Here is a 25,625-nt window from a genome sequence, read left to right on the forward strand (position 1 = left end):
TCTGACACATGAAACTTCTCCGCTACGGCGCACCCGGCGCTGAAAAGCCCGGCCTGCTGCATGACGGCGCAATCCGTGACCTGTCCGGCATTGTCCCCGACATCGCCGGGGACGCGATCGGCCCCGAGGGCATCGCGAAGATCGCGGCAACCGACCCGACGACGCTGCCGCTGGTCGACGGCGACCCGCGTCTGGGCCCCTGCGTTGCGGGCACCGGCAAGTTCATCTGCATCGGCCTGAACTATTCCGACCACGCCGCCGAAACCGGCGCGACGGTTCCGGACGAGCCGATCATCTTCATGAAGGCCACCTCGGCCATCTGCGGGCCGAACGACCCCATCGTCATTCCCCGCAACTCGGAAAAGACCGACTGGGAGGTCGAGCTGGCCGTGATCATCGGCAAGCCCGGCAAGTACATCGCCGAGGCGGACGCGATGGATCACGTGGCCGGCTTCGCCGTGACCAACGACGTCAGCGAACGCGCCTTCCAGATCGAGCGCGAGGGCCAGTGGACCAAGGGCAAGAGCTGCGACAACTTCGGCCAGATCGGCCCCTGGCTGGTGACCCCGGACGAGGTCGCCGACGTGCAGGACCTGCCCATGTGGCTGACCGTGAACGGCGAATCCATGCAGAACGGGTCGACCAACACGATGGTTTTCGGTGTGAAGTACCTGGTCAGCTACCTGTCGCAGTTCATGTCGCTGCAGGCCGGTGACGTGATCTCGACCGGGACGCCTCCGGGTGTGGGCCTTGGCCTGACCCCGCAGCGGTACCTCAAACCCGGCGACGTGGTCGAACTGGGCATCGAGGGGCTGGGCGCGCAGCGCCAGGACGTGGTGGCCGAAGCATGAGCCGGATCACCGGGCTCAGGACCTGGGATCTGCGCTTTCCGTCGGAAGGCGGGCTGGACGGGTCCGATGCCATGAACCCCGATCCGGTCTACTCGGCGGCCTACGTGGCGCTTGAGACCGACGGGGGCCATGAGGGCCACGGGCTGACCTTCACCATCGGGCGGGGCAACGAGCTGTGCGTGGCGGCGATCAAGGCGCTGGCCCCGCAGGTCGTGGGCCGCGATACCGATGACATCCTGGCCGATCCGGGCGCCTTCTGGCGCGCGGTGACCGGCGACAGCCAGCTGCGCTGGGTCGGGCCCGAAAAGGGCGTGATCCACCTTGCGGCAGGGGCCGTGATCAACGCGGTCTGGGACCTGATGGCGCGCGAGGCGGGCAAACCCGTCTGGCGCTTCGTCGCAGAGATGTCGCCAGAGCAGCTCGTGAAGATCCCCGATTTCCGCTACATGACGGACTACCTGGATCCGGGCGAGGCGCTTGAGATTCTGCAGCAGGCCGAAGGTGGCAAGGCCGACCGGATCGGCACGCTGCTGGCCGAGGGCTATCCCTGCTACACGACATCGGCCGGCTGGCTGGGCTATCCCGACGACAAGCTGCGCCGCCTGTGCCGCGAGGCCCGGGACAGCGGGTTCACCCATGTGAAGATGAAGGTGGGCCGCGATCTCGACGATGACATCCGCCGCCTGACCATCGCGCGCGAAGAGCTGGGCTCCGACGTCACGATGATGATCGACGCCAACCAGGTCTGGGAGGTCGGCCAGGCCATCGACTGGGTGAAACAGCTGTCCTTCGCCCGGCCCTGGTTCATCGAGGAACCGACCAGCCCGGACGACGTGCTGGGCCACAAGGCGATCCGCGAGGCGGTTCACCCGGTCAAGGTCGCCACGGGCGAGATGTGCCAGAACCGCGTGATGTTCAAGCAGTTCATCGCGGCCGGTGCCATCGACGTGGTGCAGATCGATTCCTGCCGCCTGGGCGGGCTGAACGAGGTGCTCGCCGTGCAGCTGATGGCCGCGAAGGCCGGGCTGCCGGTCTGGCCGCATGCCGGGGGCGTGGGGCTGTGCGAATACGTGCAGCACCTGTCGATGATCGACTACGTGGCCGTGGCCGGCACCAAGGACGGCCGGGTGACCGAGTTCGTCGATCACCTGCACGAGCATTTCACCGATCCCTGCCGGGTCGAGAACGGCGCCTACCTTGCGCCGGAAGCCCCGGGCTTCTCGATCGAGATCAGGGAAGAGACACGCGCGGCCTTCGACGTCACGGGCTGAGGCGCGCGCCAAAGGGCCGCCTCGGATTGTCTCCGGGGCGGTGCCGTGTCGTGTCACAGGGTGGAGAGAAGAGGCGGCGCCGCCGGATCGGAGGATGGGACGGGCGTCACCCCGCCCCCCTGGGACGTCGTCGGGGGGAACCCCTTAGGCTCCCTGTCTCCTGTCGTGCGACGGCGGGCGCAACCCCGCCGAAGGATCGATCGCCGGCCGGTTTAGGCCGGTAATGTTAACGCGGGCCGACCGGCCCGCGCGTTGCTTACTCGGCGGCGCAGCAGCTCGCCTCGTTCTTCTCGGCCGGCAGGTCGAGGCAGGGGTTCATGTCGAAGAACCCGTTGGGCATCAGCATGAAGCCGCAGGAGATCACCGGCTGCACCGGGAAATCCTCGAGCCGGACGTTGTGGTGCAGGCCGAAGACATGCCAGGCGACCACGTCCTTGCCGTCGATGGAATTGCCCCGCTCGGCCGCCTTGTGGACGCCCTGCGACCCGTCCGAATGGTTCATGAAATCGCCGGCCGGGAAACGTTCGTCGGCATGGTATTCCGACAGCCACAGGTGGTTGTAGATGAACGGCATGCGCGCGCCCGAGGGACCTTCGGGATTGTTGAAGGGCGTGACCGCGTGCGAGGGCTCGAGTTTATAGGCGGTGGGCTTGCCCATGTAGTTGGTCTTGTCCGAGCTCGCGAATTTCCAGTAGCGCTGCTTCTCCGGCGCGATGGTGCGGCCGCATTCCTTGTCCAGCTTGGTCTCTTCCACGAAGAACGCATTGCCATATGGGTTGTCGGGCCCCATCGGCAGCGCCTGCGTGTTGCATTCGAAGACCTGATTCTCGTCGCCGTCGATCGACAGGTCCAGCCGCGCCACGAACAGGTGCTGGTGGATCTGCCCGATCACGCCCGGTGCGACCTCGGTGCCGAAACGCATGTCGGTCTCGGGCGTCTTGCCGACCGTGTTGATGATGCCGGTGGCCTTCATCTCGAACTCGATCTTCCCGTCGAGGTAGAAGTACCAGTAGGACGCGTATTCATAGTTCCCCACCGTCGAGATCGACGAGATCACGAGGCGCCGGCCGCGGCGCACCTCGGTCTTGTCGGTCCGGAAATCCCAGTGCTTCCAGAGGATGCCGGTGTCTTCCTCGTGGATGCAGATCGCGTTCCTGATGGTCTCCGACGTGCCCTCGATGCCCGGGATCTCGGCGTCGAGGTAGTGGATGACGCCCAGGCAGTCGCAGCCCAGTTCCAGCGAATTGGCCAGCTTGCCCAGCCCGTATTCGCCGATGTCGAAGACGTTCTTGCGCGCGTGCTGCGCGTCGGGCGCGCCGTAGGGCACCACCATTTCCGCAATCGACGCGCGGTAAAGGACGGGGCGGTCGGCATAGCGGATGTCATGCAGTGTCAGGCCCTCGCGGCCGTTGAAGCCGATCAGGATCGACCAGTCGTGCCACTTGATCGTGCGGCCTTCCATGGTGAAGGTCACGCCCTCGGGCTGGACCACGTCGATGGGGCGCAGGTCCTCGCGCATCTCGTCGATGAACTGGGCGTCGTAGTTGACCTCCATCTCGGGCACCGGCACGGCGCCGTAATCGTCGACGCGGATGACCTCCATCTTCTTGATGTCCACGACCGGGTTCAGCCCTTCGATCGGGTGGGCGTAAAGGTTGTCGTCGGGGCGCATCCGGACCCAGCAGAAGGTATGGGCCAGGTGCTTGCCCTCTTCGCCCTCGACATCGAAATTGCCGGCCGACCAGGGATCGACGCAGACCAGGTCCAGGTCCTCGATCCCGCGTTTCCTGCAGGCCTCGATGAAATCGGGATGCGCCTTGACCGTGTCCTCGATCTGCATGAATTCCTCGAGCATGATCATCGGGCGCGCCTCGGGGAAATGCTCCTCGCGGGAGATCGCGCCGTCGGTCAGCGAGACGATGAAGCGCCAGACGCCGATCTTGCCGGGGCGGAAGGTGTTGACCCGCGCCGTGCGCTTGGGCGTCTCGCCGCCCTGCTGCCAGGCCCGGACCGAACCCTTCTCGGGCTCCTTCAGTTCGATCGTCTCGAAGCGCAGGTCCGCGCCGCCCATGTGGCCGCGCACGAGGCGGGCGGCCTTTTCGATCTCCGAGGCGGACAGCGGGTCCAGGGGATGGCTGACCTTCGTGTTGAAGGCGGTGGTGTCGGCGATGTTCATGGCTCTCTCTCCTGTCCGGGCTTTTGAGGGTCAGCCTAAGGGACGGGCGCAGGAAAGCCAGAAAAGACGCCGCATTCCGCGGCGGTGCGGGCGCGCAGATGGTCAATTTGCGGGCGCGGGCAGGGCGGTTGGCCCGATTTTCGGACCAAACCGGCCTAGCGCAGGCCGTTCTGCGCGATCTCGGTCGCCAGCCGGGTGATTGCCGTGCCCCGCGCCGCGACGATGCCGCCGGGCGTGACCGGATCGGCCAGCGGGACCGAGAAGGAGAACCGCCGCGCGCGGTCGCGCCCGCCGGTCTCGGGCGCCACGAAATACTGGCCCGAAAGCAGGAAGACGCCATCGTCGGTGGCCAGGAAATCCTCGACCCGCACGTCGACGCGGGCGTCGGGCAGGGACCGGAACGGCCAGGGCGCGGGGGCTGCGATCGACCCGGTGATCGTGCCCAGGTCGCGCGCCAGTTGCAGGGTCACCGCGCGCTCCGGATCGTCGGCCCAGAGCGGCCCCAGCGGGGTGATCGCGCCATCGGCCTTGCGGACGCTGATCTCCTGGTCCGACCCGTAGGCCGGCAGCGAGACCGGCACGATTTCGATGCCGCGGTAGCCTGTCGATACGCGCTGGTCGGGCAGGGGCGGCGAGACGCCGTAGCGCTGGTCCGAACTGCAGGCGGCCAGGGTGAAACCGATCAGGAGTGCCAGGAGAAGGCGCATGGGTTACCTTCCGAATATGAGGGAATTGGGGCTGCGCTCGATCTCGCGCGCAAGCCGGGTGATCGCCGTGGCGGCGTTGCTGACCTGGCGGATCGCGTTCACGAGGTCGCGGGAGAATTCGCTGCTTCGGTCATAGCCGGACAGCGTGGACGTGGCCTGTACGGCCAGAAGGTTCACCCGGTCCGACAGCTCGGGCAGGGTGGCGGCGGCGCGCTGGATCGCGGCCGAGGCCTCGCGGGCCGAGGCCAGCGTGGCATTGGTGTTCTCCACCAGCCCGCCAGAGCGGAATTCGTCCAGCGTGATCCGCAGGGAGGCCAGCGTCGCGTCCAGCTCGGCCGGAAGCGCCCGGGCGCTCGGCTGATCCAGGATCTGCTCGGCCGCGTTCAGCAGCGAGGTCGCCTGCTGCGCCAGCGAGTCGAGCGGCAGGCCCTCGGCGTCCGACAGGATGCCCTGCGCCTGCTCGACCAGGCCGGGCAGGCCGTTGGCGGCGGTGCGGACATCCTCGACGGCGCGGGTGATCTGGCCGGCGACATCGTCGTCCTGCAGCGTCACCAGGATGCCGTTCACGCGTTCGGTCACCGCCTGCAGCTGATCGGTCAGGGCCACGACGCGCGTCGGGATGGATTGCAGATCCTCCCCCGCGGCCAGCCGCTGGACCGAGGCCAGAACGTCGCGCATCTCGCCCAGTGTCGCGTTGATCTCGGACGGGATCGCGCGGGTGGAGCCCTGGTCGACGACCTGGCTCACCGCGGTGATCAGCTCTGTCACCTGGGTCGAAAGCTCTTCCAGCGGCAGGGCGCGGGCCTTCTCGATCAGGGCGCGGGCATCCTCGGTCAGCGGCGGCAGGCTTTGCGCGGCGCTGTCGATGCTGCCCAGGGTGCTGGTCACGCTGCCGACCACATCGTCGTCCTCGATCCGGGCGAGGATGGCGTTCAGCCGGGAAGAGGCATCGGCCAGCTCGGTCGCCAGCTGCTGAACCTCGTCGCCCTGCACCACGTCGCGGACCGAGGCCAGCGTCTGGCGCAGTTCGTCCAGCGCGGCGGAAACCTCGCCGGGGATGGCGCGCGTGTCCTCGGAGGCGACGATGGCCTCGGCCGAGGCCAGCAGGTCGCTGGCGCGGCTCACGAGATCCTGCAGCGGCAGGTCACGCGCGTCGGCCAGCACGCCGCGGGCGTCCTCGACCAGGCCGGGCAGGGTGTCGGCGGTGCGGGTGATGCTTTCGATCGCGGCGACCAGCCGCTCGACGGCCTGTTCCTCGTCCAGCTGGACCAGCAGGGTGTCGACCCGGCCGATCACGCCGCGGATGTCGCCCACCGCGGCCGAGACCTGGTCGGGCAGTTCCTGGATCGCGTCGCTGGTGGCGACGGTGCGGATCGCTTCCAGCGTGCCGCGCAGGTCCTCGGGCACGGCGCGGATCGCCTCGCTGCCGGCCAGTTCGCGCACCGAATTCAGCGCGCCGATGGCCGAGGCCATGAGATCCTCGATCGGCAGGTCCGAGGCGCGTTGCAGCAGGCCCTGTGCCGTGGCGGTCACGTCGGTGATGTTCGACGGCGTCGTCGGCACCGACGGGAACGGCTCGGCGGTGCGGTCGATGGACCCGGTATCCCCCGGCACGTCGACCAGGACGATCTTCAGCCCGCCGGTCAGGATCGAGGCATTGGTCAGCTGCCCGCGCAGCCCGCCGGCGACCCGCAGGTCGAGGTAATCCAGCAGATCCTCCTGATCCGCATCCTCGCCCAGCCCCAGCCGCCCGGGGTTCACGCGCATCGTCGCCACCAGCCGGACGTTGGGATCGCCGAAGCGTTCCACATCGACCAGCCCGTTGATCCCCTGCACCTCGCCGATCTTCAGCCCGCCGAGTTCGACCGAGGCGCCGGCCGACAGGCCCGGGGGGTTCTCGTTGAAGACCATCATCAGGTCGACGGCCGTGCCCTCGGCATCGAGGTAGAAATCCTCGCGCGCGTCATCTTCGTCGGCGTGCAGCTCGAATTCCATGCCGTTGCGCAGATCGGTGCCGCCCGATCCCAGCGTCTCGAAGGTGATGCCGCCCGACAGCAGCGACGAGATCGAGGTGAAATCCAGCTGCGCGCCGCCGGGGTCCAGCCGGAAGCTGAAGCCCGAGACGTTCCAGAACCGGGTCGAGGAGGTCACCAGCTTGTCATAGGGATCGAGGATCACCGCCTCGGATTCCACGCGCATGCCGTCATCGCTGAGCTTCGGCGTGTTCAGCCGGCCGACCTCGAGCCCCTTGTAGAGGATCGGCGTGTTCGAGGTGGGCATGTGATCGTTGGAATAGACCGTGAAGGTCACGCCCTTTTCGCCGGCTTTCAGCAGCGGCTCTTCCTCGAGCCCGTCGAAATCGTGGATCAGGGCGCCGGGCGTGTCGTCCCAGACGCCCTGGATGTAGACCCCCGACAGCACGGTATCGAGCCCGCGCACCCCCTGCGCCGTCACCTCGGGGCGCACGACCCAGAACTTGGCATCCTTGTCGATGAAATGCGCCACGTCCTTGTGGACCCGGATCGACACGATGACCTTGCGCAGGTTGGACGAGAAATCCACCGTCTCGACCACCCCGACGGGAATGTCGCGGAACCGCAGCTCGGTCTCGTTGGCGCGGATGCCCGAGGCATCGGTGAACCAGACCCGGATGACCGGGCCGCGGCCCGCCAGGTTCTGGTAGGCCGCGCCAAGCGCGATGATCAGCGCCAGGATCGGCACCGCCCAGACCAGCGAGATGCTCCGGCGGCGCTTCTTCGGCTCGACCGGAAGATCCTCCGGCCGGTTCTGCGTCCCCTGCGTGTCGCTCATGCGGACCGCCCCTTTGCGCTGTCGGGGCCGAGGTCGGCGGGCGCCGCGCTGCTGGTTGTGTCGGGGTCGGCATCCGGATCCCGGGCATCGTCCCAGATCAGGCGGCTGTCGAAGGATTGGGCAGAGAGCATCGTGAAGATCACCGAAAGTGCGAATGTAAGGGCGGCCGGACCCGGCCGGATCGACGCGACAACCGACAATTGCACGAGCGAGCTGAGGATGGCCACAACGAAGACGTCGATCATCGACCAGCGGCCAATGAAATCCACGACTTCGTAGAGAGTGGTCCGCCCGTGAGCGCTCTGGATCGTGCCGCGGCGCAGGGTCGTGGCGAGATAGGCGATGGCGAGGAACTTGCTGACGGGGATCATCACCGAGGCGAAGAGCACGATCGCGGCGATGGGAATGTCACCGTGTTCGGCGATCTCGATGGCACCGCCGACGATCGTGTTCTGCTGGGTCGAGACCAGGGTCCGGGTGACCAGCATCGGTTCCAGGTTGGCGGGGATGTAGCACATGATGCCCACGGCCCACCACGCCCAGACCCGTTGCAGGCTGTGATGATCGCGCGAATGAAGCCGCGCGCCGCAGCGCCCGCAGGTCTCACGCCCCCTGGGCCAGACCCGGGCGCATTGGCGGCAGGCGATCAGCCCGGCTTCGCGCGCGCTGATCATCCCTCGCTCTCCTCCAGGCTTTCCCAGACCGACCATGTGCACATGTAGCTGTCGTTGATCACCACGATCACCACCAGCACGGCGAACATCCAGAAGGCCGGGCCGAAGCCCAGCTGTGCCAGGTCCGAGATCTTGACCAGCGCCACGGCGCAGCCGATCGCGAAGATCTCGGTCATGGCCCATGGCTTGATCTCCTGCGCGAGGCGGAAGGCATGGCGGGCATGGCGCGCGGGCGGGCGGTCGAAGACCACGGGCACCAGCACGTAAAGCAGCAGCAGCGTGCGCATCAGCGGGATCAGCACGATCATGCTGACCGTCGCGACCGAGACCAGCACGAGGATGCCCGACCGGAACGAGGTCGCCACGTTTAGCAGCGAGGTCTTGTTGCCGATGCCGGAGGCGTGGATTTCCAGGAAGGGGAAGAAAACCGCGGCGGTGACCAGGATGGTGATCGACAGGGTCAGCGCGATGATCCGCATGCCGGCCCCGGCGATGGGCCGGATCAGGACGGTGCCACAGCGGGCACAGGTCGCCCGGCCGCCCTTGGGCGGGACCTGCACGCGGTAAAGCGCATCGCAGGAGGGGCAGGCGATCAGTTCCGCGCCGTCGGTGTCGCAGGCCGGTCCGGCGTCATCACTTCGTGTCAGCGGCGGCATGTCATCTTCGCAATGAGTTCAACGCGTTGATATAACCCGAAGCGTTGGGAATCCATGAAAAGGCGCACAGCTGTGCTGAAGGGGGCAAAATGTCTGAAGATCAGAGCGCGGTGCTTGCATTCCTGTCGGACCCGGCGACCCATGGCGGCGAGACGCCGGAGCATGTGGAAACCCACGGTGCCCATGTCTTCCTCGCCGGGGACCGGGCGCTCAAGATCAAGCGCGCCGTGGCCTATGATTACATGGACTTTTCCACGCTGAAGCAGCGCCGCAAGATGCTGGAACGCGAACTGGACCTGAACCGCCCGGCGGCGCCGGAGATCTATCTGGACGTGGTGCCGGTCACCCGGGAAGGCAGCGGGCTGGCGATCGGCGGGACCGGCACCGCGGTGGAATGGGTGTTGCGGATGCGCCGCTTTCCGGCAGAGGATGAACTCTCTGCCGTGGCCGACCGCGGCGCGCTTTCGGACGCCCTGGCCGAGGAGATGGGCCGCTCGGTCGCGCGCTATCACGCGCAGGCGCCGCGGCGCGAGGGCGACGGGGCGAAGATGATGGGCGCCATCGTGACCGAGCTGGAGGAGGCCTTTGCCGGGATGACCGGCGCCCTGGGCGAGGACCCGGTGGCGCGGTTCTCCAGCGGGGCACGCGCGGCGCTGGACCAGGTCGGACCGAGGCTGACCGAAAGGTCGGACGAGGGCCATCTGCGCCGCTGTCACGGCGATCTGCACCTGCGCAACCTGGTGCTGATCGACGGCCGCCCGGTGCCCTTCGACGCGCTGGAATTCGACGAGGTGCTGGGCACCTGCGACGTGCTCTACGATCTCGCCTTCCTCGTCATGGACCTGCTGCACCGCGATCTCGCCCCCGCCGCGACGCTGACCCTGAATGCCTGGCTCTTCGAGACCGACGGCGCCGAGGACGCGGGCCTTTCCGCTCTGCCGCTGTTCCTGGCGATCCGCGCCGGGATCCGGGCCATGGTCGACGTGCAGACCGGCCAGGCCGCTCACACCGCGGACGCGGCCGAGGCCGATGCCCGCGCCTATCTGGCCGAGGCGCTGTCCTACCTGTCCCCGCCGCCGCCCCGGCTTATCGCCGTCGGCGGCCCCTCGGGCACCGGCAAGACCACCCTGGCGCGCCGCCTGGCCCCGGGCTTCGGCGCCGCGCCCGGCGCGGTGCACCTGCGCAGCGACCTGGAACGCAAGCGCCTGGCCGGGGTCGATCCGCTGACCCGCCTGCCGGCGGAGGCCTATACGTCCGAGGCGACGCAGGCCGTCTATGACCGGATGCTGGCGCGGGGCGAGGCGCTGCTGGCCGCGGGGCACAGCGTGATCCTGGACGCGACCTTCATGGACGAGGCCGAGCGGCAGGCCGCGGCGAAGCTGGCCGCCCGCGCCGGGGTGCCGTTTGCCGGGATCTGGCTGGAGGCGCCCGAGGAGATGCTGCGCGAGCGGGTCACCGCGCGACAGGGCGATGCGTCGGACGCCGACGCGGGTGTGGTGGCCCGGCAGATGGCGCGCGACACCGGTCCGCTGGACTGGGCGCGGGTCGATGCCGGCGGCGACATGGAGGCGATGGAGGCGCAGGCGCGGCGGGTGCTGGAGGCCGGCCACGGCCGCACCGGGGGCTGAGCCGCGCGGGGCCTGTGAGGTGGCGCACAGGTCGTCAGGCCCTGGGTTCTTGCGTCGTGGCGGCGGCTGGTCCATACCTCCCCCAATCCTGACAAAAATATTCGGATATACGAGATGAGTGATACGATGATAAAGGACACCGGCACCTTCGCCACGCCGAACGCCAGCAAGTACCTGCAACAGCTCTGCAAGCATTTCGGCCACAAGGTCGAGGCGCGCTGTGACGAGACCAGCGGCGAGGTGGCCCTGGGCACCGGCCCCGCGGTCATGGCGGCAGAGCCCGAGCTGCTGACGATCGTGGTCCATGCCCCGGATGCCGACGGGCTGGCCGTGGCGCGCGACGTCATCGACCGGCATCTGGAGCGCTTCGCCTTCCGCGAGGAGTTTGCAAACATGGACTGGCAGGGCGCCTGACGCGACCGCCGGGCGCGGCTTCGCCCGACTGTTGCCGGCCGGTCTCAGGGCCCGCGTGGGTCACTCGAACCAGTAATCCCAGCCCTGCTGGTAATAAGCCGCCAGCGGATGGTTGCGGATCGAATTCACCTCGACCGCAACCCGGTCGGTATCGCCGTCGAAGACCTGGGCGGCGGCCCAGACCGGCGGCGACATGAACTTAAGCCCCGGCGGCAGGGTGATCGCGCGCTGCGCCGGCGCGTCCGGCTGGGCGAGGGCAAAGCCCCAGTCGCCGAAGCTGGGCACCAGCACGTGGTAGGGCGTGACCTCCAGAGTCTCGCCCGGGCGGGCGGGTGAGGGCACCGCCTCCAGCGTCTCGACGATGGACCAGTAGGCCTCGCGCGCATAAAGCGGCGAGCCGGCCTGTGTCACGAAAGCGCCGCCGAAGGCCAGGCGCTGCACCATCAGCTGGTAGAATTCCCGACTGTAAAGCTTTGACAGCGCCAGGGTCCGGGGATCGGGCAGGTCGGCGATGATGACGTCATAGGCCGGGCCGGGATCGGAGAGGTACGTCCAGGCATCCGCGTTGACGATCGTCACCCGGGGATCGCGCAGCGCTTCGCCGTTCAGAGCGGCAAGGTCGTCGTGATCGCGGAACAATTCCGTCACGCGCGGGTCGAGATCGACCAGCGTGACCGCCTCCACCGCGCCATGCCGCAGCACCTCGCGCGCGGCCATGCCGTCGCCGCCGCCCAGGACCAGCACGTTGCGGGGCCGGGCCACGCGGGACAGGGCGGGATGCACGAGGCTCTCGTGGTAGCGGTGCTCGTCCCGGCTGTCGAACTGGATCGACTGGTCGAGGAACAGCCGCGTGCGGTCGCGGAACCGGGTCACGGTGATCGCCTGGTAGGGGGTGCGTTCGGCGAAGATGATGTCATCCTCGTAAAGCGCCGCGTCCAGCGCCGAGACCATGCGTTCGGATTGTATCAGCGCCAGCCCGCTCAGCCCGAGCGCCAGGCCCCAGGCCACCCAGGTGCCGCGCCCGCGCGGGCCGAGCCGGTCGCGGAACACCCAAAGCGACAGCCCCGCCACCGCGAGGTTCAGGCAGCCGAAGGCCAGCGCGGCACTCATCAGCCCCAGATAGGGCACGATCAGCAGCGGAAAGGCCAGCGAGGCCACCAGCGCGCCGAGATAGTCGAAGGTCAGGACGTTCTCGAACCGGAATTCATGGGCGCCGATTTCTTCCAGCACCCGGGCGATCAGGGGGATCTCCATCCCCGAGAGCGCGCCGATGACGACCAGCGCGCCGTAAAGCGGCAGGCCGATCACGCCATAGCCCGCGTAGGCGGCAAAGATCACGCTGGCACTGAACCCGCCGATCAGGCCAAGCGCGATCTGCGCCCGGATGAAGCCGGTCACCGGATCGCCCACATAGCGCGAAAGCCACGCGCCCAGACCCATGGAACTGAGGAAGATGCCGATCACCAGCGAGAACTGCCTGACGCTGTCACCCAGCAGGTAGCTCGACGCCGTCGCCGCGATCAGCTCGTAGACCAGCCCGGCGACCGCGACCAGGAACGTCGCGGCCAGCAGCCAGACCAGCCCGGCGCGTTCGGTCGTCAAGACAGGATCACGGCCGCGATGATGATCGCCAGGGATACGAAGAGGCTGCCGATCACGATCGCGATGGCGGTGTTCTGGTCCTCTTCCAGCTCCTTTCGCAGCGACAGGGGCGTGATCCGTTCGATCAGCAGCCAGCAGGCCACCAGCAGGCCAAGCCCGAGGAAGGTGTAGAAGATCGTGCCGACGACCTCGGCGAAGACGATGTTACCCATTGGCGATGTCCTTTCGCTATTTCACGCGGCCCACGCCGCCCATGCCGCCGCTGCCCGTGCGGATCGAGGTGACGCCGGCCGAGGCGCCCCAGATCCCCTGCGACGACAGGTAGTATCCGCCCCCCAGAATGGCGGCGCAGAGCAGGAGGAAAAGAATGCGCACGGGGCTCATCGGCTCAATCCTCCTCGGTCCAGTCGGAGCCGGCCATGATCTGCCCGCGGCGCAGGAATTCGGCGGCCTGCGTCGCCAGAAAGATCAGCAGGAAGACCCCCGCCGTGCCCGCCAGGGGCCGCCAGCTGAAGCGCAGGCCGCCCACGCGGATGTCGACGACAGAGCTGGTGAGCTGATCGCTCGCCTGGCCCGAGCCGTATTCGGACATCTCGACGCTCAGCGTATAGCGCTCCGGGCTGTCGACGGGAAAGACGACGCTGCCGCGCTGCGAGCCCTCGGTCCAGCGCCCGTCGCTGTCGCGGCCCGAGTAGTACGAGATCTCGCGCCCGCCCGAGAGCACCGCCTCGCCGGCCTCGTCCTCCAGTTCCATGTCGAACCAGGCCCAGCCGTTGGAGACATCGGTGTAAAGTTGCAGCTTGACCAGCCGGATCGACGGCGCGGTCTCGAATTCCAGCTCGACGGGCAGGTCGGAGACCGGGATGCGCCCGGTGCCGGCCAGCGGGGTGCCGTCGCCGTTGCCGAAGGCGAGGCCGAAGAGCGCGGTCAGCAGGAAGAAGCCGGCGGCCACGGCCGTCACGAACCCGTGGTGGCGCCAGCGCGGCCGCACGGCCAGTGGATGCGGCCCGTGCGGCTGCGGCGCCACGCCGAAGCTCTCCTGTTCCTCGCGCGTCAGCAGGCGGGTCTCCTCCACCTCGCGCTCGGTGTCGTCGTCAAAGCCCGAGATCGTGACCATCCGGCCCTGGCCCACCAGCGTGATGCTCGTCGCCCGGTCGCCCAGCCGGGGCACCCAGTTGAAGGCCCCTTCCAGGTAGTCGATCCGGGCATCGGAGGTTTCGTAATAGGTCATCCGCTCGCCGCCGATCCACAGGTGCGGGCGGTCGTCCGCGCGTTCGACCATATCGGGCGTCAGCCATTGCCGGGGATAGACCCGCAGCTTGCGGGTAAAGCTCCAGTGGCCGCTGTCCTCGACGGTGATCCAGCCATAGCCGTGCGTTGGCGAAAAGACCTGGTGATCGACCCAGCGCCACTGCTTGCCGCCGTAGCTTTCGACCCAGCGGATCAGGCCGATGACGGTGAACGCCACCCCCCGGATCGTGCCGGTGTCGCCGGGCTTCAGCGGCGTCTGCGGACGGATCATGTCGGTGTAGCGCGCCAGCACCCGGAAATCGTCCAGCGCGTCGAGCGCGGAGCCGCAATAGGGGCAGACATGGGTCTGCACCCGTCCGCCGCCGTGGATGGTCTGGCCCGCGCCGCAGGCGGGGCAGTTGATGGCACGCACCTCGGTGGTCATGCGCGCTCGATCTCCAGCTCGAAGGGATCGAGCCACTGGCCCAGGAACCACTCGGTCTCGCCGGCATGGGTTTCGCCCGAAAGAAGCTCTCCGTTCGAGGCCATGCAGTTCACGTAATCATAGGTGTCGCCGACGGCGAGTCGTTCGGGAAAGCGGCCGCGCAGGGCGATGCAGCGGCCCTCGTCGATCTCGGTCACGCGGTAGCCTTCGCCGAAAGAGACGATGGCCCCGACCCGGCGCGGGACGCGGGCGACCGGGGGTGTCTCCAGCGGCTTCTGCGAGACGACGTCGCCCTCGTCGATGCTGACCCAGCGGCCGTCGCCTTCGGCGTCCTCGACCCAGAATTCGTCCCACCAGCCGGTGGAATAGGCGAACCGGGCGTGGCCCACCGCCTCGTGCCAGCGGCCGGCGACACGGATGCGGTCGCCAAGACCGAAGAGCAGCGGGGCGTCGTGCATCTCTCCGGCGGTGCCGGCCGAAAGCAGGCGGCCGTCGAGCCGGTAGAGCGTGGTGTCACAGGACGGGCAGACCGCCATCGGCGCCGCGGCGAGCGCCTCGGCGACATGGTCTCCGCAATTGGGGCAATTGGCCATGGGATGGTCCGGATCCGGTCGTCGTCCGTGGTCTAGAGGATCGGGGGGCCTTCTGCCAAGGGGCTGGGCGGTCCGGTCGGCGCATCCGGGCGTCACGGGCTGTCGTCGGGGTCGCGCGGATGGCTGGTCAGCGGGAAGGGCGGCAGCCAGCTTTCGCGCCGGATCGCCCAGAGCTCGTAGTCGGGTGTGAAGACATCCGGGCGGTCGAGGGTGCCGAGGTGCAGCTCGATCTCGTCACCGGTGCGGGCGAAGACGGAGGATCCACAGCGGGGGCAGAAGTGCCGGCCCTGGTAGCTGTGCGGTTCGCCGGTGATCGTGACCGCCGTGGCGGGAAAGACGGCGGCGGCGTAGAACAGCGCGCCGTGGTGCTTGCGGCAGTCGAGGCAATGGCAGAGACCGACCCGAAGGGGCCGGCCCCGGGCCGTGATGCGGGTGTCGCCGCAAAGGCATCCGCCGGTGATCTCGTCCATGTGGCTCTCCCGTCTCGCCGGGCCAGTGTGATCCGGCGGCGGCGGAAGGGAAAGGGGGCTTAGCCGCCGGACACCGGGGTTGCGGCCTGCGCGGTGACGGTTGTTTCGGGCATGCCGGAGGCGGCCGCGGCGCCTGCGCCGGTGGCGATCTTCAGCTTGGCCCAGGCCTGGGCCGAGGCATTGACCGCCGAGGCGGCCGAGATCCGGGCCTGCGCCGTGGCGCGGTCGGTGTCCAGCAGGTCCAGCAGGGTGATCGCGCCGTTGCGGTAATTCTCCTGCGCCAGGGTCAGGGCGCGGTTGTAATCCTCGACCGCGCGGCGCAGGGCCGTGGCGCGCTGGCGATACCGCGCGAGGTTCGAGGCGCCGACCTGCACATCCTCCACCGCATTGGTCACCGAGGCGCGCCAGGCGATCTCGGCCTGCCGGGCCTGCGAGACGGCGGCGTTCCGGTTGGCCTGCAGCGCGCCCTGGTTGAAGACCGGCAGCGACAGTGCCGGGCCGAAGCCCCAGGTCGAGGCGCTGGAGGCGCGGGCCACGGTCCCGGTGAGGGTGAGCGACGGGTAGAGCTCGGCCTCGGCCACGCCGATGCGGGCGGTGGCGGCGGCGAGATCCGCCTCGGCGCTGCGCACGTCGGGGCGGTTGCGCAGCAGGTCGGCGGGGACGCCGGTGGCGCCGCCCGGTGGCGTGCGCAGCTGTGGGGCGCCGGCCTGCATCGCCTGCATGATCGGGCCGGCGTTCTCGTTCAGAAGCGTGGCAATCGCGTAGACATTGGCATCGAAGAGCGCCGCGAATTCCGGCAGGTTGGCGCGGGCGGTGGCCAGCAGCGCCTCGGCCTGGGCGACCTCGTATTCGGTGGCGGCGCCGAATTCGTATTCGCCCCGCGTGATCTCCACCGTCTCTTCCCGGTTCGAGATCGTCTCGCGCGTCAGCGCAAGTGCGGCCTGATAGTAACGCGCATCGGAATAGGCCGCGACCAGTTCGGCCAGCCAGGCAAGGCGCACGGTCTCCACGTCGGCCTGGGCGGCGACGAGGTTCGCCTCGGCCGCCTGTTGGGACCGGCGGTAGCCGCCGAAGAGGTCGATGACATAGGCCGCGCCCAGCTCGGCGCTGGAGCTTTCCCGCCTGCCCGAGATCTCGGACCCGCCCGAGACGCGGCTTGCGGCGTCGATCCCGCCACTGGCCTGGGCGTTGACGCCGGTGGCGCGCAGCTCGGCCCTGGCCTGGTTGATGGCCTCGGTCGCGGCCATCACGTCGAGGTTCTGCGCCAGCCCGCGCGTCACCAGGTCCGACAGCAGCCGGTCCTCGTAGGACAGCCACCAGCGGTCGGCGGCGACCTGGCCCACCGTGGCGGCGTCGCCGCCCACGAAACGGGCCGACAGCGCGGTGGCCGGGCGGTTGTAATCGGGCCCGACGGTGCAGCCGGCCACGGCCAGGATCGCGATCAGGGAGAGCGAGGGTAGTCTCATGTCGTCACCTCTTGCGGGCGCCGGCGCCGGGTCAGGGCCACGGCCTTGAGCACCGCGATGTAGAAGACCGGGACCATCAGGATCCCGAAGAGTGCGGAAAAGATGATGCCGCCAAGCATCCCGATCCCGATGGAATGCTGGGCATTGGCGCCGGCCCCGCTGGCCAGGGCCAGCGGCAGGATGCCGAAGCCGAAGGCGAGCGAGGTCATCAGGATCGGCCGCAGACGCTGGCGCGACGCGGTGATCGTGGCCTCGATCAGCTCCTGACCCTCCTGGCGAAGGGCCTCGGCGAATTCGACGATCAGGATGGCATTGCGCGAGGCAAGGCCGATCGTGGTCAGCAGGCCGACCTTGAAATAGACGTCGTTCGACTGACCGAAATACCAGGTGATCAGCAGCGCGCCGAGTATGCCGACAGGGACCGAGAGCATCACCGCGAAGGGCACCGTCCAGCTTTCGTAAAGCGCGGCAAGGCAAAGGAACACCACGAGCGCCGAGAGCGTGTAGAGCAGCGGCTCCTGGTTGCCCGACAGCCGTTCCTGGTAGCTCAGCCCGGTCCAGGCGGTGCTGTAGCTGCCCGGCAGGTCCTCGGTCAGCTGTTCCATCAGCTCCATCGCCACGCCCGAGCTGACGCCATTGGCCGCGCCCGACAGTTCCATGGCCCGGGTGCCGCCGTACCGGGACAGCGATGGTGTCACGGTATCCCAGCTGCGGCTGACAAAGGCCGACAGCGGCACCATGTCGCCCGAGCTGTTGCGCACGTACCAGGCGTCGACATCTTCGGGCTGCATCCGCCAGCGCGCGTCGCCCTGCACGATCACCTCGCGCAGGTCGTTGCCCAGCGGGAAATCGTTGACGTAGGAGCCCGCGAAGACCGTGGCCAGCAACGCGTTCACATCCGTCAGGGACACGCCGAGCGCCTCGGCCTTCTGCTGGTCGATGTTCAGCTGCAGCGAGGGCTTCGTCGCGTCGTCGTTGCCGCGCAGGTTGGTCACGCGACCATCGGCTGTCGCGTTGGCAACCAGCTGATCGGCGGCGTCCTTCAGGGCGATCTGCCCTTCGCCGCCCTGGTCGACCAGGTACATCGTGAAGCCCGACGAGGTGCCCATGCCCGGGATCGCGGGAGGCTGCAGGAAGAAGACCTGCCCCATCCGGTTGTTCCAGAAGGCGCCGTTGGCCCGGTTCATCAGGTCTCCGGCGGTCTGGCCTGGGCGCTCTTCGTAGTCCTTGAGCTTGACAAACATCATCGCGCTGTTCTGGCCCGAGCCGCCAAAGCTGAAGCCCACGGCGGCGAAGACGCTTTCGACCGCCTCGCTTTCCTGGGTCAGCATGTACTCCTCGATCCTGGCCACCGCGTCCTCGGTCTGGCCAAGCGTGGCACCCTCGGGCAGCTCGATCATCGCCATCAGCACGCCCTGGTCCTCGGTCGGCAGGAAGGACGACGGCAGGCGGTCATAGACGACCCAGGCCCCGTAAATCACCGCGACCAGCACCAGGATCATCCGGAACGGCCGCCGCCCAAGCCGCCGCGCGGCGCCGGCATAGCCGTTGGTCAGCCGGTCGAGCCCGCCGTTGAACCACCGGATCGGGGCAAGGCGGGCCTCGCCATGCGACGGCTTCAGCAGCGAGGCGCACATCGCCGGCGTCAGGATCAGCGCCACGAAGAGCGACAGCACCATCGCCGTGATGATGGTGACCGAGAACTGGCGATAGATCACGCCGGTGGAGCCGGACATGAAGGCCATCGGCAGGAACACCGCCGACAGCACCATCACGATGCCCACCAGCGCCGAGGAGATCTCTCTCATCGACTTCTCGGTGGCGGCCTTCGGGTCGAGGCCCTCGTCCTCCATCACCCGTTCGACGTTCTCCACCACGACGATGGCGTCGTCGACCAGCAGGCCGATGGCCAGCACCAGGGCGAACATCGACAGCGTGTTGATCGACATGCCAAAGGCGGCGAGCACGCCGAAGGTGCCCAGCAGGACGACCGGCACGGCGACGGTGGGGATCAGTGTCGCGCGCCAGCTTTGCAGGAACAGCAGGATCACGAGGAAGACCAGCACCACCGCCTCGATCAGCGTGTGATAGACTTGGCTGATGGATTCCTCGACGAAGGGAGAGGTGTCGTAGGGATATTCGACGGTGACACCCTCGGGCAGGGCGCTGCGGATCCCGTCGATCACCGCGCGCACGCGCTCGGCCGTCTCCACCGCGTTGGCACCGGTGGCGAGGTTCACGCCGAAGCCCGCGGCGGGGTGGCCGTTGTAGCGCGAGCTGGACGAGAAACTCTCCTGCGCCAGTTCCACCCTCGCCACGTCGGCGAGATAGACGGCCGAGCCGTCGGGATTGGTTTTCAGCAGGATGCGCTGGAAGTCCTGGACCGAGCTGAGCTGCGACTGTGCCGACAGCGAGACGGTGAACTGCTGCCCCTTCACCACCGGCTGATCGCCGAGCGAGCCGACGGTGACGTTGGTGTTCTGCTCGGACACGGCCGAGGTCACGTCGGCCGGTGTCAGCTGGTACTGGAACAGCCGCGCGGGATCGAGCCAGATCCGCATGGCGAACTGGGTGCCGAACACGTTGATCGACCCCACGCCGTCGGTCCGCTGCACGGGGTCCTCGATGGTCGCGCTCAGCAGGTCGCCCAGCTCGACCGAGCTGAAGCGCCCGTCCTCGGAGACCAGCGCGCCGACCATCAGGATCGACGAGGTCGACCGGTTGACCCGCACCCCCTGCTGCGTGACCGAGGCAGGCAGCGTGGATTGCACCAGCTGCAGCCGGTTCTGCACCTGGACTTGCGCCATGTCCGGGTCGATCGTGTCGTCGAAGGTCAGCGAGATGCTCGACGATCCCTCGCTCGAGGACGAGGTCATGTAGATCAGCCCGTCCAGCCCGGTCATGCCGTCCTCGATGACGGTGGTGACCGAGTTTTCGACCGTCTCGGCGCTGGCGCCGGTATAGGTGGCCGAGACCCGCACCGTGGTCGGCGCGATGTCGGGATATTGCGAGATCGGCAGGCTGATCAGGCCGAAGGTGCCCACCAGCATGACGACGATGGCCAGCACCCAGGCAAAGACTGGGCGGTGAATGAAGAAGGATGCCATAAGGGTTCAGCCGTCGGTTTCGGTGGTTTCGGAGGTGGAGGCGAGGTCGCGGGTGATGCCGTCGGCGTCGATCGTCACGGCAACCGGCGCGACCGGCTGGCCCGCCCGCAGGGATTTCAGCCCGTCCACGATCAGCCGGTCGCCATTCTCAAGCCCCGATGTCACGATCCAGGCATTTTCGTGCGTGCCTTCCTCTTGCAGGATGACGTTGCGCGCGGTGCCGTCCGCATCGGCGACAAGGGCGGTCAGGGCGCCGGAATTGTTCCGCTGGGCGGCCCGCTGCGGGACCAGGAAGGCCTGCATCGTGCCCACCGTGATCTCTCCGCGCAGGAACATGCCGGGCAGGATGATCCGGTCGGGGTTGGCGAAACGGAAGCGCACGGTGAAGGTGCCGGTGGAGGTCGACACGCCGGTGCCGGGGCTGACCATGCGGCCCGTGCCTTCGTAGACCGCGCCGTTTTCCAGCATCAGCCGCGCTTCGAGGTCGGGGTTCTGTTCCAGCGTGCCGTTGGCGATCTGCGCCCGCAGCTCCAGCATCCGGGCCGACGCTTCGAGCATCTCGACATCGATCGGGTCCAGCCGCGTCACCCGGGTCAGCGCATCGGCCTGACCGACGGTGACAAGATCGCCGACAGAGACCGGCGCGACATCGGCCACGCCCTTGATCGGGCTGGTGATCGTGGTCCAGGACAGCTCGGTCCGGGCATAGTCCAGCGCGGCGCGGGCCGCGTCGAGGTTGGCCTGCGCCTCGGCCCGGGTGGCGCGGGCATTGTCGACCTCGGCCTCGGTATAGCCGCGCCCGGCCAGCTGCTCGGCCCGCTTCAGCGCGGCTTCTGCGACCGGCAGATTGGCCTCGGCGGTGGCAAGATCCGCCTCGGCCTGGGCGACATTGGCGCGATAGGCCGCGTCGTCGATGCGGAACAGGGGATCGCCGACCGAGAGATCGGCGCCGGGTGTATAGAGGATCTCCTCGATCACGCCGCCGATGCGGGGGCGGATATCAACCTTCTGGAAGGCGACGGCGCGACCCGGAAGCGTCACGATCCGCGGCACCGTCTCGCGTTCCATGGTGATGGTGCCGACTTCCATCGGCGGGGTCTCTTGCGCGCCTTGAGCAGAAACCTGTGCCGAAACCTGTGTTGCGGAAACCAGCGATGCGCAGATCAGGCCGACCAGCATGGCAAGCCGGGCCGGGCCCGGGAAGACGACTCGAATCATGTAACCTCACGTCCATCTGTTGACCTCGCTCCCCTTGATGTGCGACTTACGTAAACATTGCGTTGACTGCAAGGATTGCTCTTGATGAAAATTCCGTTACGCGAACGCCGCCGCCTCGAAACCGCACTGGAAATCCAGCGGGCCACGCTGGCCCTGGCGGAGGAGCAGGGATTCGAGCATGTCACCACCGAGGCGATCGCGGAGCGGGCGGGCGTCTCGCCGCGGACGTTCTTCAATTACTATTCGAACAAGGAAGCCGCGGCCGTCGGGCATCCGCCGGGTTTTCCGGATGAGGCGAAGGCGGCCTTTGTCCGCAGCACCGGGCCACTGCGGCAAGATCTGCTTGTGATCCTGAAGGCGAATGTCGAACAGCTGGAAGAGCGTCAGGACATCATCGTCGGCCTTGGAAGGCTCTGGCGTGAGAGCGGTCGGGTAAAGTGGACCATAGACACCGAGATCGAGAAACTCGCGGCGGATCTGGCCGATTGCCTGGCCGAGCGCACACCCGGGATGGACCCGCGCCTGCGCAAGGGTCTGGCGGACTGGACGATGCGCCTGTCAGGATTGGCCATCGGACGCTGGGCCGAGGGCGGCGCCGACAACCTGACCGAGGCGCTGGACGCGATCTGGGAGGAGCAACTCGAGGTGGCGCGTTACCTTCTGGCTTAGGCGGGCGCCCGGGGCGCTGCGGGGGCCAGGGTGACTCGGGAGGCAGACACGTGAAGCCGGCGACAATTGCGCGGCAGGATCTATATTGTTTCCCACGTGATCGCGTTTTTTCCGGCCTTTCAGGAAATCCGCGCTGAGGTCCCCCGCGAACACGGGTTCTTGTTCCCATTTGCAAAGCAGTTTTCTGGAAATGTGTCACCAACGGGGCATCTGTCCCGGCGGCCCAAGAGATCTCTGACCCGCGCAGGGGGCGCAGCATGGGACCATTCGCCTTCCTTCTCTTTGCCGCCGTTGGCGTGGCCGCCTTCACCTATTTCGGCGATGACGACGACGATGACGGCGCTGTGTCCGACGGGCGCGATCCGGATCTCGAAGAGCCGCAGGTGATCTCGGGCACCGATGGGGACGATATCCTGAGCGGCATCAGCGCCCCACCCGAACCTGGGGCAGAGCCCGGCCCCCCGCAGCCGCCCGTCCGGATCCTGGCCGGCGCCGGTGACGACGTGCTGGCCGGCGATGATGGCGATATCCTCGAAGGCGGGCCGGGCACCGACCTGTTCGAGGTCATCGTCGACGGACCCGAGGACGCCGCGCCGGTCGTGATCGAGGACCTAGACTTTACGCTGGACGACCTGCAGGACAATCCCGACCGCGTGCTCTTCATCCAGAGCGACGGGCAGGTGGTGCCCTATCGCGGCGTGCTCGAGGCCGGGCTGATCGCCGAGGAGAACGAGGACGGCGATGTCGACATCCTGTACGACGACCGCGTGGTGGCGATCATCAAGGGCTACTCGGCCGAGGATCTGAACACCCAGTCGATCTGGGTCGGCAACTTCTCTCCCGCCGTGACCTCGCGGCTGGAGGGCGACGACATCTTCATCGGCGACCTCTACGACAACAAGGACGATGTGTTCGAAGGCGGCGGCGGCAACGACGTGCTGATCGGCGGCGACGGCAACGACCTGCTGGACGGCGGGCCGGGCAACGACGTGATCGACGCCACCGATCCGGGTGCGCCGGCCTCGACCGCGTTCGACTATGTCTCGGGCGGGGCGGGCGACGACGTGATGCGCGGCGACGACGGGGATTACATGTTCGACGTCCGCTACGACGACGACGGCGGCCTCGTGGTCGACACCGAGGGCACCGACATCTTCGAGGTGGTCGTGCCCGAAAGCGACGATGCCGATCCGGTCTTCGTCTTCGGCGAAAAGCCGGGTGAGGGGCTGCGCCTGAACGAGACGCTCTTCCTGCTGCATGCCGACGGCACCGAGCTGACGGACGAGGAGATCGCCGAAGATGTCGAGGTCGAGGATTACAGCGACGAGGGGCTTTTCGTCGTCTATTACCAGGGGAGACTGGCGGCCTATGTGATCGACACGCAATACGCGCTGGACACCTATGGCGAGGATCTGGCCCCCACGAACCCCGACGACGCGGGCGACAGCGTCGAAACCCCGACGGTGGACATCTCGGGCTTCGGGGCGGATGCCTTCTCCAGCCTCGAGATCGACGTGACCGGCGCGGTGGCGACCGGCAACGTGGTGCCGGACGCGCTTTTCGGGGCCAATGCCGTCTACAAGGTGAACACCGAACAGGGCGACCCGGTGCAAAGCTTCCGCGACGCGACCGACGCGCTAGAGTCTGAGTACATCCGTTTCCCCGCCGGCCAGGGCGACGGGCAGAGCGCGGATGACGACGGGGTCGAATGGCTCAACGTCGTCAAGATGGTGAAGGGCGAGGATGGCGAACCCGCGCTGCGTCCCGAACTGACCGATTTCCTCGACTGGGCGCGCGACCCCGATGGCGACGGAGATGCCTCGGACGCGAAGAAGGTCGCGCTGGTGATCCCGACGAAGTACCTCGATACCGACGCGTACCAGGATTTCGGTCCCGAGATCCGCCGCTTCACCGCCACGGTGATGGAAGAGTACGGCGACGTGGTCGATGCCTTCGAGATCGGCAACGAATACTGGGAGATGGGCGAGACCGCCTATGCCTCCAAGGCCAATATCGCGATCCGGTCGATCCTGCGCGGCTTCGAGGATGCCGGCATCGCCCCGGCGCAGGAACCCGACATCATCGTGCAGATGGGCACGCCCAACGCGGGGTCCGAATTCCACTTCAGCGTGGACGACCGCGGCTACATGGTCCGGGTCGAGGCGGCCAACCAGCAGATCATCGACACGCTTTCGGCCCAGGCCAAGGCGAATATCGACGGCGTGGTCGAGCATTACTATTACAACGAGAAGCTCGACATCTTCGAGGACGGCAGTTCAGAGGTCAACAACATCGATGTCGACTATGCGGTCTGGGAAGACGCCCTGGACCGGGACCTGGATCTTTACCTGACCGAGTGGAACCTCAAGACGTCGAACCTGCTGCAGAACGGTCTGAAGTACACCGGCGTGTTTTCCGAACAGGTGGAATACGCCGTCACGCTTGGCGCGGACGTGGCGCATATCTGGGCGGTGCAGCACAACACCACCACCGACCTTGCCGGTGCCTCGGGCGATGCGGTGCTGCTGGATGACGGCGACCGGGTCGTCAACACGATCCGTGGCGCCACCTACGATCTGATGCGCGACAGCCTGCCCGGGATGGAGAACCTGGAGCTGGACTATACCGGCGGCGACGGTGCGGTCGAGATCAACGGCTATTACTCGGACGAGAAGGTCGTCTTCTACGTCGCCTCCCGCGTGGCCGAGGAGACGCACCTGGATCTGGACCTGTCGGCCATCGTGCCCGAATTCGAAAGCGGCAAGGCGGTGCGGGTGAGCATCGATACCTCGAACACCAGTTCGGACGGGATCCATTTCGTCCAGGGCGAAGGCAAGGTGGAGGCCGAGTACATCATCGTCGGCGGCGAACGCTTCTACTACGGCGAACATGACACCCGGGCCAAACTGACGGACTACACCTTCGACAGCAACGAGCTGAGCTTCGACCTCAAGCCCTACGAGATGGCCGAGCTGACCTTCTTTTTGGGCGAGGGACAGGGCGGGCAGGTCGGGCAGACCGTCGACGACAGGCAGATCATCGGGACCAGAGGCGACGACGATCTGGTCGGCGGCGCGGGCAACGACCGGATCTTCGGCCGGGCCGGCGACGACAAGCTGACCGGCGAGACGGGCAACGACCTGATGAACGGCGAGGACGGCAACGACCGGCTTTATGGCTGGGCCGGCGACGACGAACTGATCGGCGGCGAGGGCAACGACAAGCTGGCCGGCCACCAGGGCGACGACCTGATGAAGGGCCAGAAGGGTGCCGACCGGCTGCTGGGCGGCGTGGGCGATGACGTGATGAACGGCGGCATTGGCGAGGACGAGCTGCGCGGGGGCCCCGGCGCCGACAGCGTCACGGGCTGGACCGGGCGCGACACCTTCGGCTATGCCGAGGACGAAATCGCGCTGGGCGACCGGATCGAGGATTTCACGCCCGGAGAAGACGTAATCGAGCTGGAATTCGACGACGTGAAGTCTCTGGACGACCTGGCTTTCCGCTACGAAAAGGACGGGCAGGGGGTCGAGATCAAGGTCGGCAACCACGGCTTCATCCTGGTCGCGGGGGATTTCACACGGGCCGACATCAAGATGGCGTCGAACTTCGTCTTCCGCTGAGCAGCGTTCGGCGC

General features: G+C 67.6%; 20 protein-coding genes. 6 read left to right on the forward strand and 14 right to left on the reverse strand.

What is annotated here, in order from left to right; translation table 11 throughout:
* Positions 1-8 precede the first annotated feature (8 nt).
* Together ATO3_RS17070 and ATO3_RS17075 are read left to right on the forward strand one after the other, a co-directional pair.
* Positions 9-851 (forward strand): fumarylacetoacetate hydrolase family protein, encoded by an 843-nt coding sequence (locus ATO3_RS17070; RefSeq protein ID WP_088651095.1) that lies wholly within the window; start codon positions 9-11, stop codon positions 849-851.
* The gene (locus tag ATO3_RS17075; RefSeq protein WP_088651096.1) at positions 848-2,122 is read left to right on the forward strand and encodes an L-fuconate dehydratase; all 1,275 of its coding nucleotides are present in this window, start codon (positions 848-850) and stop codon (positions 2,120-2,122) included. The genes ATO3_RS17070 and ATO3_RS17075 overlap by 4 nt, the downstream gene beginning before the upstream one ends.
* Before the next feature lie 256 nt (positions 2,123-2,378).
* Here the strand turns inward: ATO3_RS17075 and ATO3_RS17080 are convergent, their stop codons facing one another.
* The 5 genes from ATO3_RS17080 to ATO3_RS17100 all read right to left on the reverse strand — a co-directional run bounded on the left by ATO3_RS17080 (position 2,379) and on the right by ATO3_RS17100 (position 9,146).
* Positions 2,379-4,298: a primary-amine oxidase gene (locus tag ATO3_RS17080; protein WP_088651097.1), complete on the reverse strand. Its 1,920-nt coding sequence runs from the start codon at positions 4,296-4,298 to the stop codon at positions 2,379-2,381.
* 155 nt (positions 4,299-4,453) lie between these two features.
* Complete coding sequence (locus ATO3_RS17085) at positions 4,454-5,005, reverse strand: PqiC family protein (RefSeq protein ID WP_088651098.1); 552 nt, start codon at positions 5,003-5,005, stop codon at positions 4,454-4,456.
* Positions 5,006-5,008: 3 nt separating this feature from the next.
* The gene (locus tag ATO3_RS17090) at positions 5,009-7,816 is read right to left on the reverse strand and encodes an MlaD family protein (RefSeq protein ID WP_088651099.1); all 2,808 of its coding nucleotides are present in this window, start codon (positions 7,814-7,816) and stop codon (positions 5,009-5,011) included.
* Positions 7,813-8,490: a paraquat-inducible protein A gene (locus tag ATO3_RS17095; protein ID WP_088651100.1), complete on the reverse strand. Its 678-nt coding sequence runs from the start codon at positions 8,488-8,490 to the stop codon at positions 7,813-7,815. The genes ATO3_RS17090 and ATO3_RS17095 overlap by 4 nt, the downstream gene beginning before the upstream one ends.
* On the reverse strand, positions 8,487-9,146 hold the full coding sequence (locus tag ATO3_RS17100; protein WP_088651101.1) for a paraquat-inducible protein A: 660 nt from the start codon (positions 9,144-9,146) through the stop codon (positions 8,487-8,489). Before ATO3_RS17100 ends, ATO3_RS17095 begins: the two co-directional genes overlap by 4 nt.
* 89 nt (positions 9,147-9,235) lie before the next feature.
* Between ATO3_RS17100 and ATO3_RS17105 the strand changes: the two genes are divergently transcribed.
* Both ATO3_RS17105 and ATO3_RS17110 read left to right on the forward strand, forming a co-directional pair.
* Positions 9,236-10,774, forward strand: coding sequence for a bifunctional aminoglycoside phosphotransferase/ATP-binding protein (locus tag ATO3_RS17105; protein WP_088651102.1), 1,539 nt, complete (start codon positions 9,236-9,238; stop codon positions 10,772-10,774).
* Positions 10,775-10,888: 114 nt separating this feature from the next.
* Positions 10,889-11,188, forward strand: a complete 300-nt coding sequence (locus ATO3_RS17110) for a DUF2218 domain-containing protein (RefSeq protein ID WP_233152195.1) — start codon at positions 10,889-10,891, stop codon at positions 11,186-11,188.
* Between the two features lie 60 nt (positions 11,189-11,248).
* Here ATO3_RS17110 and ATO3_RS17115 read toward each other — a convergent pair whose 3' ends face one another.
* The 9 genes from ATO3_RS17115 to ATO3_RS17150 all read right to left on the reverse strand — a co-directional run bounded on the left by ATO3_RS17115 (position 11,249) and on the right by ATO3_RS17150 (position 21,190).
* Positions 11,249-12,790 carry a polyamine aminopropyltransferase gene (locus tag ATO3_RS17115; RefSeq protein WP_088651104.1) on the reverse strand — a complete coding sequence of 514 codons (1,542 nt, stop codon included), beginning with the start codon at positions 12,788-12,790 and terminating at the stop codon, positions 11,249-11,251.
* A complete protein-coding gene (locus ATO3_RS17120) occupies positions 12,787-13,002 on the reverse strand; it encodes a DUF350 domain-containing protein (protein ID WP_088651105.1) in 216 nt (71 codons plus the stop codon). The genes ATO3_RS17115 and ATO3_RS17120 overlap by 4 nt, the downstream gene beginning before the upstream one ends.
* Positions 13,003-13,018: 16 nt before the next feature.
* On the reverse strand, positions 13,019-13,174 hold the full coding sequence (locus ATO3_RS28865) for a hypothetical protein (protein WP_158217992.1): 156 nt from the start codon (positions 13,172-13,174) through the stop codon (positions 13,019-13,021).
* A gap of 4 nt (positions 13,175-13,178) precedes the next feature.
* Complete coding sequence (locus ATO3_RS17125; RefSeq protein ID WP_088651106.1) at positions 13,179-14,465, reverse strand: DUF4178 domain-containing protein; 1,287 nt, start codon at positions 14,463-14,465, stop codon at positions 13,179-13,181.
* On the reverse strand, positions 14,462-15,058 hold the full coding sequence (locus ATO3_RS17130; RefSeq protein ID WP_088651107.1) for a DUF4178 domain-containing protein: 597 nt from the start codon (positions 15,056-15,058) through the stop codon (positions 14,462-14,464). The genes ATO3_RS17125 and ATO3_RS17130 overlap by 4 nt, the downstream gene beginning before the upstream one ends.
* A gap of 92 nt (positions 15,059-15,150) precedes the next feature.
* Complete coding sequence (locus ATO3_RS17135) at positions 15,151-15,528, reverse strand: GFA family protein (RefSeq protein WP_088651108.1); 378 nt, start codon at positions 15,526-15,528, stop codon at positions 15,151-15,153.
* Between the two features lie 59 nt (positions 15,529-15,587).
* The gene (locus ATO3_RS17140) at positions 15,588-16,994 is read right to left on the reverse strand and encodes an efflux transporter outer membrane subunit (protein WP_088651109.1); all 1,407 of its coding nucleotides are present in this window, start codon (positions 16,992-16,994) and stop codon (positions 15,588-15,590) included.
* On the reverse strand, positions 16,991-20,101 hold the full coding sequence (locus tag ATO3_RS17145; protein ID WP_088651110.1) for an efflux RND transporter permease subunit: 3,111 nt from the start codon (positions 20,099-20,101) through the stop codon (positions 16,991-16,993). The genes ATO3_RS17140 and ATO3_RS17145 overlap by 4 nt, the downstream gene beginning before the upstream one ends.
* Before the next feature lie 6 nt (positions 20,102-20,107).
* Positions 20,108-21,190, reverse strand: a complete 1,083-nt coding sequence (locus tag ATO3_RS17150) for an efflux RND transporter periplasmic adaptor subunit (RefSeq protein WP_233152196.1) — start codon at positions 21,188-21,190, stop codon at positions 20,108-20,110.
* A gap of 213 nt (positions 21,191-21,403) precedes the next feature.
* Here ATO3_RS17150 and ATO3_RS17155 point away from each other — a divergent pair, with 213 nt between their 5' ends.
* A complete protein-coding gene (locus ATO3_RS17155) occupies positions 21,404-21,988 on the forward strand; it encodes a TetR/AcrR family transcriptional regulator (protein ID WP_088651111.1) in 585 nt (194 codons plus the stop codon).
* Positions 21,989-22,245: 257 nt separating this feature from the next.
* Positions 22,246-25,611 carry a calcium-binding protein gene (locus ATO3_RS17160; protein ID WP_088651112.1) on the forward strand — a complete coding sequence of 1,122 codons (3,366 nt, stop codon included), beginning with the start codon at positions 22,246-22,248 and terminating at the stop codon, positions 25,609-25,611.
* Positions 25,612-25,625 lie beyond the last annotated feature (14 nt).

It is taken from the genome of Marinibacterium profundimaris (genome assembly GCF_002210095.1).
GTDB classification, from domain to species: domain Bacteria; phylum Pseudomonadota; class Alphaproteobacteria; order Rhodobacterales; family Rhodobacteraceae; genus Marinibacterium; species Marinibacterium profundimaris.